Annotated in this window: 11 protein-coding genes and 1 pseudogene; 9 read left to right on the top strand and 3 right to left on the bottom strand. The window is 36.7% G+C overall.

From position 1 onward, the window contains the following. The first annotated feature begins 87 nt into the window (after nt 1-87). From alaS to C237_RS0109875, 6 genes are all read left to right on the top strand, one after another. Nucleotides 88-2,691 (top strand): alanine--tRNA ligase, encoded by a 2,604-nt coding sequence (gene alaS, locus C237_RS0109900; protein ID WP_018676334.1) that lies wholly within the window; start codon nt 88-90, stop codon nt 2,689-2,691. A 143-nt stretch (nt 2,692-2,834) separates the two neighbouring features. Beyond that, on the top strand, nt 2,835-3,227 hold the full coding sequence (locus C237_RS0109895; protein WP_018676333.1) for a DoxX-like family protein: 393 nt from the start codon (nt 2,835-2,837) through the stop codon (nt 3,225-3,227). Continuing rightward, nucleotides 3,224-3,955 carry a DUF2071 domain-containing protein gene (locus C237_RS0109890; protein WP_018676332.1) on the top strand — a complete coding sequence of 244 codons (732 nt, stop codon included), beginning with the start codon at nt 3,224-3,226 and terminating at the stop codon, nt 3,953-3,955. The genes C237_RS0109895 and C237_RS0109890 overlap by 4 nt, the downstream gene beginning before the upstream one ends. Further along, nucleotides 3,946-4,701, top strand: a complete 756-nt coding sequence (locus C237_RS0109885) for a methyltransferase domain-containing protein (protein WP_018676331.1) — start codon at nt 3,946-3,948, stop codon at nt 4,699-4,701. The genes C237_RS0109890 and C237_RS0109885 overlap by 10 nt, the downstream gene beginning before the upstream one ends. Continuing rightward, nucleotides 4,685-5,080 carry a hypothetical protein gene (locus tag C237_RS0109880; RefSeq protein ID WP_018676330.1) on the top strand — a complete coding sequence of 132 codons (396 nt, stop codon included), beginning with the start codon at nt 4,685-4,687 and terminating at the stop codon, nt 5,078-5,080. Before C237_RS0109885 ends, C237_RS0109880 begins: the two co-directional genes overlap by 17 nt. A gap of 84 nt (nt 5,081-5,164) precedes the next feature. Continuing rightward, nucleotides 5,165-6,100 carry an ABC transporter ATP-binding protein gene (locus C237_RS0109875; RefSeq protein WP_018676329.1) on the top strand — a complete coding sequence of 312 codons (936 nt, stop codon included), beginning with the start codon at nt 5,165-5,167 and terminating at the stop codon, nt 6,098-6,100. On the opposite strand, the gene C237_RS0109870 is transcribed toward C237_RS0109875, so the two are convergent. From C237_RS0109870 to C237_RS0109860, 3 genes and pseudogenes are all read right to left on the bottom strand, one after another. After that, entirely contained in the window at nt 6,097-6,435 is a 339-nt protein-coding gene (locus C237_RS0109870) for a zinc ribbon domain-containing protein YjdM (protein WP_018676328.1), read from the bottom strand. The two genes, C237_RS0109875 and C237_RS0109870, sit on opposite strands and share 4 nt — an antisense overlap. A gap of 65 nt (nt 6,436-6,500) precedes the next feature. Beyond that, nucleotides 6,501-7,850 carry a DNA repair protein RadA gene (radA, locus tag C237_RS0109865; RefSeq protein WP_018676327.1) on the bottom strand — a complete coding sequence of 450 codons (1,350 nt, stop codon included), beginning with the start codon at nt 7,848-7,850 and terminating at the stop codon, nt 6,501-6,503. A gap of 21 nt (nt 7,851-7,871) precedes the next feature. After that, nucleotides 7,872-8,062, bottom strand: a pseudogene (locus C237_RS0109860) (ion transporter); the annotation flags it as partial. 153 nt (nt 8,063-8,215) lie between these two features. Here C237_RS0109860 and C237_RS0109855 point away from each other — a divergent pair. The 3 genes from C237_RS0109855 (at nt 8,216) to C237_RS0109845 (ending at nt 12,167) form a co-directional block, all read left to right on the top strand. Beyond that, nucleotides 8,216-9,313 carry a Nif3-like dinuclear metal center hexameric protein gene (locus C237_RS0109855; protein ID WP_018676326.1) on the top strand — a complete coding sequence of 366 codons (1,098 nt, stop codon included), beginning with the start codon at nt 8,216-8,218 and terminating at the stop codon, nt 9,311-9,313. Nucleotides 9,314-9,316: 3 nt separating this feature from the next. Beyond that, nucleotides 9,317-10,096 carry a zinc ribbon domain-containing protein gene (locus C237_RS0109850; protein ID WP_018676325.1) on the top strand — a complete coding sequence of 260 codons (780 nt, stop codon included), beginning with the start codon at nt 9,317-9,319 and terminating at the stop codon, nt 10,094-10,096. A 67-nt stretch (nt 10,097-10,163) separates the two neighbouring features. Further along, a complete protein-coding gene (locus tag C237_RS0109845) occupies nt 10,164-12,167 on the top strand; it encodes a S9 family peptidase (protein ID WP_018676324.1) in 2,004 nt (667 codons plus the stop codon). The last annotated feature ends 124 nt before the right edge of the window (nt 12,168-12,291 follow it).

Here is a 12,291-nt window from a genome sequence, read left to right as displayed (position 1 = left end):
GCGTCCCATAATATATCGTAACCATAATTCTGTATTTTAGAAATATTTTCAATATTTTTGCCATTGTAAAAACATCATTTTAATCGTATGACTTCACAAGAAATAAGACAAGCATTTTTAGATTTTTTTAAAAGTAAAAATCACCTCATTGTACCATCAGCACCTATCGTTTTAAAAGACGACCCTACGCTGATGTTTTCCAATTCTGGGATGACACAGTTCAAAGACTATTTCTTAGGCTATAAAGAACCCAAATCCCCGAGAATTGCCGATACTCAAAAATGTTTGCGTGTTTCTGGAAAACATAATGATTTAGATGATGTAGGTAGAGATACTTACCACCATACCATGTTCGAGATGCTGGGCAACTGGTCGTTTGGCGATTATTTCAAAAAAGAGGCTATTGCTTTCGCATGGGAGCTTTTAACCGAAGTTTATAACATTCCCAAAGACAATCTTTATGTGACTATTTTTGAAGGCGATGCGTCCGAAGATTTAGCCAGAGACGAAGATGCCTATAACTTTTGGAAAACCCATATCAGCGAAGATAGAATCATCAATGGAAATAAAAAAGATAACTTTTGGGAAATGGGCGAAAGTGGACCGTGTGGACCATGTTCGGAAATCCATGTGGACTTAAGGCCCGAAAGTGAAAAAGCTAAAATTTCTGGTAAAGATTTAGTCAATCAAGACCACCCTCAAGTGGTAGAAGTGTGGAATTTGGTATTTATGGAATTCAACCGTAAAGCCGATGGCAGTCTAGAAAAACTACCCTCTCAGCATGTGGATACTGGTATGGGCTTTGAGCGTCTATGTATGGCGTTACAAGGCAAAACTTCTAATTACGATACTGATGTTTTCACCCCTTTAATTAAAAAAGTAGAAACCATTTCTGGTAAAACTTATAAAGGCATTTTAGATTCGGAACAAGATATTGCCATCCGCGTGGTGGTAGACCATATTCGTGCGGTAGCCTTTGCCATTGCCGATGGACAATTACCGTCTAACAACGGCGCAGGCTATGTGATTAGACGCATTCTAAGAAGAGCCATTTCTTATGCGTATCGTTTTTTAGATATTAAAGAACCTTTCCTTTATCAATTAGTCACAGTCTTAAAAGAGCAAATGGGCAGTTTCTTCCCAGAGATTGTAAAGCAAGAAAAATTAGTTACAGAAGTCATTAAAGAAGAGGAAATCTCTTTCCTTAAAACGATTGAGCATGGCTTGGTGCGTTTAGAACATATCATCCAAGATACTTTAAAGAAAAACGAAAAAACACTTCCTGGAGCAGAAGTTTTTGAACTTTATGATACTTACGGCTTCCCTGCCGATTTATCTAGAATTATTGCCGAAGAGAAAAACCTTACCGTAGATGAGAAAGGCTTTGATGAGGAAATGGCAAAACAAAAACAACGCTCTAAACAATCATCCGCTCAAAAAGTACACGATTGGGTAGTGCTAAAAGAAGAGCCCGAAACTTTTGTAGGCTATGATACTTTAACACAAAATACGCATATTACGCGTTATAGAAAAATTGAAAATAAAGACGGTGAGTTCTATCAAATCGTACTAAACCAAACACCTTTCTATGCTGAGGGCGGTGGACAAGTAGGCGACAAAGGTTTACTTAAAAATGAAGACGGTGAGTTTGAAGTTTTAGATACTAAAAAGGAAAACAACCTTAACATTTCTATGTTAAAATCGTTGCCACCGCATCCTGAAAAAGAATTGACCGCTGTGGTAGATGCTAGCCTTAGAAAAAATACGCAAGCCAATCACTCTGCCACCCACTTACTTCATGAAGCACTTCGTGAGGTTTTAGGCACCCATGTAGAACAAAAAGGGTCGTTTGTAGGACCTGATTATCTTCGTTTTGACTTTTCTCATTTTTCTAAAATGACCGATGAGGAAATTGCATTGGTAGAGCAGAAAGTTAATGATAAAATTAAAGCCAATATCGCCTTAAAAGAATACCGCAGTATCCCAATTCAAGAGGCTTTAGATAAAGGTGCAATGGCATTGTTTGGCGAAAAATATGGCGACCAAGTGCGGATGATAGAATTTGATACCTCTAAGGAATTATGTGGTGGAACACATGCCCAATCGACTGGCGAAATCGGGTGGCTTAAAATAAAATCCGAAAGTTCCACAGCCGCAGGAATTCGTAGATTAGAAGCAATTTCTGGCGACCAAGCGACTACTTATTTTAAAGACTTAGAAACTCAAATCCAACAATTGGGGCAGTTATTAAAATCTAAAGATGTTCAGAAGTCGGTAGAGAAACTTTTAGATGAAAATCAAAAGCTAAAAGCGGAAGTAGACCAGCTAAAAAAAGTAATGGCAAAAGCCGAAACTGCCGATTGGAAAAACCAATACACCAACAAAGGCGACAAGCATCTTTTAGTAAAAATGACTTCTATGGATGCGGGGTCTATTAAAGATATAGTATTCCAACTGAAGCGAGAAGTCCCAAAATCCATTACGGTTATTTTATCAAATGCCAATGACAAGCCTATGATAAGTGTCGGCGTTTCCGAAGATTTAGAAAGCCAATACCACGCTGGGAATATTGTAAAAGATCTTGCTAAAGAAATCCAAGGCGGCGGCGGCGGTAACTCAGGGTTTGCCACCGCTGGAGGCAAAAATATAGATGGACTGAAAAACGCAGAGGAAAAAGCAAAGGGGTTGTAAGGTTTTGTACTTATGTAAAATGTATTATTGTACAATGTACTATTGTAAAAAGTAGTGTTGTAATGATGTGTTTTGAATAATGTATTGCACAAATTATCAATAATTTATTAAACTTAAATATTAGTAAATCAGCACATTAAAATATGACTAACTCAAAACTACACCAAATCCTTACTATTTTTATAGCCCTTGTTTGGTTTATCAATGGATTGATTTGTAAGGTTTTGGGGTTAGTACCAAGACATCAGCAAATCGTTGAGCAAGTTTTGAATACCGACCACTCCCTTGTCATTACACGATTTATAGGTGTATTGGAAATTCTTATGGCACTTTGGATTGTATCACAAAAATTTACCAAATTAAATGCAATCTTCCAGATAAGTTTAGTGGTTGTTATGAATCTTTTGGAGTTTTACAATGCACCTAACTTATTATTATGGGGTAAATACAATCTTTTCTTTGCAATTTTATTTGTCGGATGTATATATTATCAAACTTTTGTATTAAAAACGCAACTAGCAAAACATTCTGAATGAGTGTATTAAAAAATCATCCATTTGCTGTAGAAGCCTTTTTTGAACATTCCATCGTTCTTACTTTTGCTGTTCCAAAAGAGGAATTGGAAAAGTTTTTACCGAAATGTTTGTCTTTGGATACCCATAACAATCAATGGGGATTTATTGCTGTTGCACTGGTGAAAACCAAAAATATTTGCCCCAAAGGCTTCCCAAAATTTTTAGGCAAAGACTTTATCTTAACAGGCTATCGTATTTTTGTACGATATAAAAATAATCAAGGAAAAAGGCTGAGAGGACTTTACATTTTAAAATCCGAAACCAACAAAAAAATGATGGCATTATTGGGTTCTATTTTTACAGAATATCATTATCAGTGGATTGATATTGAATGGATAGAAAATCAAAGGAAAACCAGTATAACATCGGAGAAAGGAAACTTTAAAATCAATACAAAAACATCTACTATTATAAACCTTCCTCCGCAATCTCCATTTAAAGATTGGAAAGAAGCCCGCAGATTTGCTGGTCCGCTACCTTTCACCTTTTCTTACAACGAAAAAAGCAACGAAGTATTGATTGTTGAAGGTATTCGGCAAAACTGGACACCCAAACCAATTGTCATTGAAGACCATCATTTTCAATTTATAAATAAACTGCAATTAGAGGGAATTGTCTTAGCAAGTGCATTTGAAATAAGAAATATTCCGTATTTTTGGAAAAAAGGCATAATAGAATTATGGTATTAAACCGCACGAAATATCAAGGGGTTTGTAATATCATTCGTTTCAATTGGCATATGTATATTATTGCCCTTATATTCATTGTTTTTTTACTGTTTTTATCAGCCTATTTTTCTTCTCCATATGCTTACCTTTTTTATTTTGTTGCGATAGGTATTCTTTTTAGCCTATTGATTTCTCTCATGGTTTCTTGGTATATTTATGATCGAACCAACTTATATGAATTGCCTTGGTTACCAGTAGTAGCCAATAAAACGATTTTGAATATACACGCAGGATTTGATGAAATATCTTCAACTTTACAAGAAAAGTTTGCTAATTCAAACCTCACCATTTGTGATTTTTATGATGAAGAGAAACATACTGAAATATCCATTAAAAGAGCGAGAAAGATGTACCACAACTCTCAACAAACGCTAAAAATTGAAACTACCTACCTTCCCTTTGAAAATCATCGTTTTGATTGTATTGTTTTATTTTTTGCAGCACACGAAATCCGAAACCATGCGGAACGCATACAATTTTTTAGCGAATTGTACCGTGTTTTACAGCCGAAAGGTAGCATTTATGTAACTGAACATCTTAGAGATTGGAAGAATTTTCTTGTTTATAACTTGGGCTTCTTTCATTTTTACTCTAAACAAAATTGGATGGTAACTTTCAAGAAATCCAACTTAAAAGTTGATAGAACAATTAATCAAACACCTTTTATAACCACCTTTCAACTCATAAAAAATGATTCTTCAAACTAAAATCATCGGTATTCTATTAGTAGTTTTAGCATTGGCTCATAGTCTATTTCCGAAGTATTTTAAATGGAAAGAAGAACTCCAATCCATGCAACTCATCAATCGGCAAATGATGAAGATTCATACACTTTTTATTGCTTTGATGGTTTTACTAATGGGGCTATTATGCTTAACCTCTTCATACGAACTTACGCAAACCTACTTTGGTAAAAAGATTTCCTTTGGTTTGGGGTTGTTCTGGTTTTTACGATTGATGGTGCAATTCTTTGGTTATTCTCCTCAATTATGGAAAGGGAAAAAAATGGAAACCACTATTCATGTTTTCCTTTCTATCTTCTGGCTGTATTTAAGCGTCGTATTCTTTTGGATAGCGTTTAGATAATACTCTTACCCTCAATTAGTACATTAGTACATTAATACATTCATACAACAGCGCCTCTACCAAAATATTCCCTACCTTTGCACCATGTTGTTACAAATCCAGAATCTATCTTTCTCTTACGAGCCAGAACGCCCTTTGTTTCAAGGTTTTAATTGGCAATTTGAAAAAGGCGAAATTATTGCCATTGCAGGGGAAAGTGGTTGCGGCAAATCCACTTTATTAAGTTTGATTTATGGACTTTGGGATTGGCAAGAAGGTAACATTAGGTTTGATGGCCAACCGATTTTTGGACCTAAAGCCAATATCGTCCCTGGCGAAAAAGACATGAAATTGGTCGCTCAACACTTCGATTTAATGTCTTATGGGACAGTTTATGATAATGTAGGGCAATTTATTTCCAATATCAACCTTCAGCAGAAAAAAGAAAAAGTACAATCACTATTAGAAATTGTAGGAATGGAAGCTTTTGCTAAGGCACAACCCAAATTCCTAAGTGGCGGACAACAACAGCGTGTTGCCATTGCCAGAGCCTTATCCGTAACGCCAAAATTATTACTTCTAGACGAACCGTTCAGTAATTTAGATGTTTCACGAACCATGAGGCTAAGAGAAAGGCTGTTTTCTTATGCCAAAAAAGAAGGCTTAACCTTACTCATCTCAACTCATAATCTTCCCGAAGTGATGCCTTGGCTGGATAAAATTTTAATCCTCAAAGAAGGAAGCATTGTCCAATACGACACCCCAGAACGCATATACCATCAACCTAAAAACGAATATGTTGCCCGATTGTTTGGCGAGGTGAATGTTTTAGACACCACTTCTCAGCAGGAATTAAACCTCAGCCGAGCGTTTTATTATCCCAATCAAATAAAACTTGCCAAAAATGGTCTGGAAGCCGAAGTTGTAGAAAGTTTATTTTCAGGAGGCTTTTATTGGAACAGAATAAAAATAAAAAATACCACTCTGATTATGTATTCAGAGCGGTATCTAGAAGGTTGTATAAATGTAACGATAGGCTAAGCCTTTTTCACAAATTCGGATTTTAGGCCCATGGCACCGAAACCATCAATTTTACAACTGATGTTGTGGTCGCTATCGTAATTTAAACGGATATTTTTCACTTTAGTTCCTGCTTTTACAGGCTTTGGCGCACCTTTTACGGGTAAATCTTTTATTACCACTACACTATCGCCGTCTACCAATTCATTACCATTAGAATCTAATATTTTCTCTTTGCCACTAGCCGAGAAATCATTAGGATTCCACTCGAAAAAACATTGCGAACATACCATTAAATCATCTTGTGGATAGGTAAATTCCGAACTACATTTAGGACATAAAACTGTATCACTCATAATTAATTTTAATTTATTGACAAAGGTAAGGTTTTTCTATGATATGCCAATCCAGCACCCAAACGCTAAAACAATATTTCGTGAAAATCTTCAATTTTAGACACCTCTACAATATCAATTTTAAAGGTCTTCTTAGGAATTTTATTTTGGGTGGAAACAAAGATTTTATCGTAGCCTAACTTCTCTGCTTCCGAAATGCGTTTTTCGATTTGAGGCACTGGACGAATTTCCCCACTCAAGCCTATTTCCCCCGCAAAACAATAGCGTTCTGGCACAGCTAAATCCTCATTAGACGATAAAATGGCTGCTACTACCGCCAAATCCAAAGCTGGGTCATCGGTTTTAATCCCCCCCGTAATATTTAAAAATACATCTTTCGCACCCAATTGGAATCCTGAACGCTTTTCTAATACCGCCAACAGCATATTCAATCGCTTGGCATCAAAACCTGTAGAACTACGCTGAGGCGTACCATAAACAGCTGTGCTTACCAACGCTTGGATTTCTAATAACATCGGACGATTTCCTTCTAAAGTGACCGCAACGGCATTACCAGAAAACGGCTCTAACTTTTTAGTAATCAATACTTCCGATGGATTTTTTATTTCCTTTAGCCCTGCCGAAATCATTTCATAAATGCCTATTTCTGCGGTAGACCCAAAACGGTTTTTATTGGCTCTCAACAATCGGAATAAATGGTTTCTATCCCCATCAAAATTTAAAACTACATCCACCATATGCTCCAACACTTTAGGACCTGCAATCTGTCCATCTTTGGTAATATGTCCCACTAAAAACACAGGTGTATTAGTCGCTTTAGCAAATTTAATGATTTCAGAAGAACATTCTCTGATTTGCGATACCGTTCCTGGTGAACTTTCCATCGCTTGGGAATGCAGTGTTTGGATAGAGTCGATAATCATAAAATTTGGTGCCAGTTTTTTGGCTTCATGTAAGATTTTATCTACCGAAGTTTCGGTATAGAGGAAGCAATTCGGATTTTGAAGTTCCGTTAAACGATTGGCTCTCATTTTAATCTGTGATGCACTTTCCTCGCCAGAAACATAGAGGATTTTTTTCTTCATTTTAAGTGCCAACTGTAGCAATAGCGTAGATTTACCAATACCAGGTTCCCCACCAATTAAAGTGACAGAACCCAGTACAATACCACCACCCAAGACTCTATTCAGTTCCTCACTTGGCGTTTTTATTCGTGCTTCCGCTTGAGTTTCCACTTCTACAATATTAATCAAATGTTGCTTGCCATAAGTGCCTGCATAGTTTTTGGAAGTAGACTTTTCCGCCACTTCTTCTACCAAAGTATTCCACACACCACAACTGGGACACTGCCCATGCCACTTGCCATGTTGCGAACCACAACTTTGACAATAATATACCGTTTTTAGTTTCGCCACAATATGTTATTTAATTTGAATTCAATTATTTTTAAGTTCCAATTTCTCGCCACAAGTCTTACAGTATCGAGCATCGTCGTCATTTTCTTCGTTACCACAGCGTTGGCAGGTCACGCCTCTTAATCGGCTAGACTTCAACTCCGCAGATACAATCCCCGTAAGTACCGCGATAATGCTATACCCGCAAGCATCAATACTATCGATAGGAATTTCTCCATAAATGATGATGAACCATCGGCGCTTCCAGCCTTTATCTTCTGGGATAAAACCATACCTCTTATGAGTGGCTATGTTCTTATTCATAACTGCGAAATTAAGAAATTAAATAATAATGTTTATTTTCGTAGAAATTTTATACTCTAAACATGACTATCAAAAATTTCCTCAACCAGCTCAATCAATTAATTCCCTTTGCCCAAGCGGAAGGTTTTGATAATGTAGGCTTACTCTGTGGTAATCCCGAACGAGAAATAGCGGGAGTCCTTATCGCCCACGATGCCTTAGAATTTATTATTGATGAAGCCATTGCAAACAATGCCAATGTAGTAGTGGTCTTTCACCCGATAATTTTTTCAGGGTTAAAGTCCATCACGGGTAGAAATTATGTGGAACGGAGCGTAATGAAAGCTTTAGAAAATAAAATTGCCATTATTGCCATCCATACCGCGTTAGATAATGATTATTTTGGTGTTAATCATAGAATTGGGAAAGAATTAGGGTTGAAAAATCTAAAAACGCTAATGCCAAAATCCCAAGATTTATACCAACTTTCCGTTTATGTGCCAACGCAAAATATTCACGAAGTAGAACATGCACTTTTTGATGCGGGTGCTGGACAAATAGGCTTCTACGACCAATGCAGTTTTAAACTAGAAGGCAAAGGCAGTTTCCGACCTTTAGAAGGCTCTAACCCAACATTGGGCACGCATCATAATCGAGAGTTTGTAAATGAAACTTTAGTATCGGTCATTTTTGAACGCTATAAAAAAGGACGCATCATTTCAGCGATGAAGCAGGCTCATCCTTATGAAGAAGTGGCTTATCAAATTTATGCCTTAGAAAATGATAATGCTTATTTAGGCTTAGGTCAATTTGGGGAATGGGAAACCCCGAAAGAAGAAACCGAATTTTTAGCATTCATCAAACAGAAATTTAATCTTAGCGTTATCCGCCATTCTAAAACTTTAGGAAAACCTATTAAACGAGTCGCCATGCTTGGAGGTAGCGGTGCTGATGGCATTAAAGCCGCAATTGCCCATCAATGTGATGCTTACCTCACTTCGGATTTAAAATACCACGATTTCTACCAAGCTGAAAATCAGATATTATTATGCGATATTGGGCATTTTGAATCCGAGCAATTTGTTGTAGAACAATTATTTGAAATTTTATCAGAAAATTTTACTAAATTTGCAATTTCAAAGACGACCCAAAATACTAACCCAGTTAATTATTTTATATAACCTATGGCTAAAAAAGTAAACGATACTTCTGTAGAAGAGAAATTGAGAGCATTATACGATTTACAATTCATTGATTCTCGCTTAGATGAAATCCGAAATACACGTGGGGAACTTCCTGTAGAAGTAGAGGACTTAGAAATCGAAATCGAAGGATTAAATAAAAGAGCAGAGAAATTTGCTAACGATATCAAAGACCAAGAAGCAGAAATTAAAAGCAAAAAAGAACTCATTAGCCATGCGCAGGAGTTAATGGAAAAATATAAAGCACAGCAAGATAATGTAAGAAACAACAAAGAATTTGAAGCTTTATCTAAAGAAATTGAATATCAGGAACTTGAAATTCAATTGGCAGAGAAAAAAATTAAAGAATTTGGTGCTAGAAAAGACCATAAAAAAGAAGCGCTTGATGAACTGAATGGTAAAATTGACGAACTTCAAAGCCACTTAAACCATAAGAAAAATGAGCTAGACCACCTTATCGCAGAAACGCAAAAAGAGGAAGAGTTTTTGGCTGAAAAATCTAAAGAATTTGCAGAAAAAATAGATGCTAGATTATTAAAATCTTACCATAGAATCCGTAATGGGTCTTCTAATGGACTTGCGGTAGTAGGGATTGAAAGAGGAGCGCCTAAAGGGTCTTACTTTACCATTCCGCCACAAACCCAAGTGGAAATTGCGCAACGCAAAAAAATTATTATCGACGAACACTCTGGAAAAATCTTGGTGGACGACGATTTGGTAAACGAAGAAAACGAAAAAATGAAAGACATCATCAAATTCTAGAGATGTATAGAATAATCCGCTCCATTGTGAGCGGATTTTTTTTATATTTGGACAAACAAAAAAACTTATGAAATTGAAACCTACTTTGCTTGCACTACTCGCAGGTACCTCTTTATTTATGAATGCACAAGAAGTGATGACGCCAGAAAAACTTTGGACGCTTAAGAAACTTAGCGTTCAAGCCGTAGCACCCAACCAATCTCAATTAATCTACAAAGTGGGGCAAGTCGACATCAAAACCGAAAAAACCAATAGTGAGAATTTTGTTTTAAAATTAGACCATCAAAAATCTTCACTCATAAATTTTGGTAAAAAAAGCATCATCCAATGGGATAGCAATGGAATCTACGCCGTAGAAGAACAAACCATCTACCGTTCCAAAGACGAAGGCAAACATTGGGAAGAATTTTATAAACTTCCTGAGCATGTAGACCATATTAAAATTTCCCCTGATGCTAAAAAACTGGCGTACAGCAAAAAAGTTTTAGTAGAAAAAGTTTTAGGTAAAGACCAATATCCCGATTTACCGAAAACGACTGCCCATATCTATTCCGACCTTAATCACCGCCATTGGGATTATTTTAATGAAGGAAAATACAATCATATTTTTGTAGTCGATTTAGAGCAAAATACAGCGCCAAAAGATTTACAACAAGATAAAGCGTGGGATAGCCCACAGCGTCCATTTGGTGGTGGCGAGGACTTTACATTTAGTCCAGATTCTTCTGTCCTACTTTTTGTAATGAAGCCTCTAAGTGGGAAAGACTACTCAATTTCTACCAACACCGATATTTTTGCGTATCATTTTAACGATGGTAAAATCACCAACTTAACAGAAGATAATAAAGGCTACGATGTAAATCCTAAATTCAGTCCAGACGGACGCTATTTAGCATGGCAAAGTATGGCAACCGATGGTTATGAAGCCGACAAAAACGATTTAAAAGTTTTAGATTGGAACACAAAGCGCACCACTAATATTACCAAAAACTGGGATGATACTGTAGATGGCGATTTTGACTGGAATCAACAATCTAAAGGGCTATATTTTACCGCTTCTCATAGAGGTACTAAGCAATTATTTTCTGTAGACCTTCAATCTAAAAAGGTTCAGAAATTAACGCAAGGTATCTTTAATGTAAACGACATCTACGCACAATACAAAAATCAAATTTTAGTAGGAAGAACCGATATCAACCACAATACCGATTTATTTTTAGTACAGCCGAAAAATGGCGATATGAAGCAAATAACGGAAGTTAATCAATCCGCTTATGCGCATATCACGCCTTCTAAATCAGAACTAAAAATGGTAAAAACTTCGGACGGTAAAGAAATGGGCGTTTGGTTTCACTATCCACCAAATTTTGACCCTAACAAAAAATACCCTACCCTACTCTATTGTCAAGGAGGCCCACAGTCTGGATTAACCCAATTTTTCTCTACAAGATGGAACTTTGCATTAATGGCAGCCAATGGCTATATCGTAGTAGCACCCAACCGCAGAGGAATGCCAGGCTGGGGCGTAAAATGGAATCAAGACATTTCAAAAGATTGGGGTGGACAACCGATGAGAGATTATCTAGCCGCAGCTGATTTCGCTAAAACATTACCTTATGTAGACGGCGATAGAATGGCCGCAGTTGGAGCGAGCTATGGTGGTTATAGCGTCTTTATGTTGGCAGGTATCCACAATAACCGTTTCAAAACCTTTATCGCTCACGATGGATTATTTGACATGAAATCTTGGTATCTTACCACAGAAGAATTATGGTTTGCCAATTGGGATTTAGGCGGTTCGCCTTACGACAACCCAGTACCAAAATCTTATACAGAGTTTAACCCGAGCAATTTTGTTAACCAATGGAATAAGCCCATTATGATTATCCAAGGCGGTACCGACTACCGTGTAGGTTATGAGCAAGGTCAAGAAGCCTTCCAAGCAGCAAGACTTAAAGGTTTGAAATCTAAATTCCTTTATTTCCCAAATGAAAACCACTGGGTGCTAAATCCTCAGAATGGGCTTGTTTGGCAAAGAGAATTTTTTGAATGGCTAAAAGAAACCCTATAAAAATACGACGCCCCAGCACTATACCGCTGGGGTGTTTTTAGTTAAAATAAGACATAGAAATTTATCAAAAAAATATAAAATTAACCTTTTATTCTTCTTTAAGAATCCTTATTTTTGTGACTCT

This window comes from Riemerella columbina DSM 16469 (genome assembly GCF_000374405.1).
Taxonomy (GTDB): domain Bacteria; phylum Bacteroidota; class Bacteroidia; order Flavobacteriales; family Weeksellaceae; genus Riemerella; species Riemerella columbina.
The sequence above is the reverse complement of the archived record's forward strand: the minus strand, read 5'-3'. Positions and strand labels throughout refer to the sequence as shown.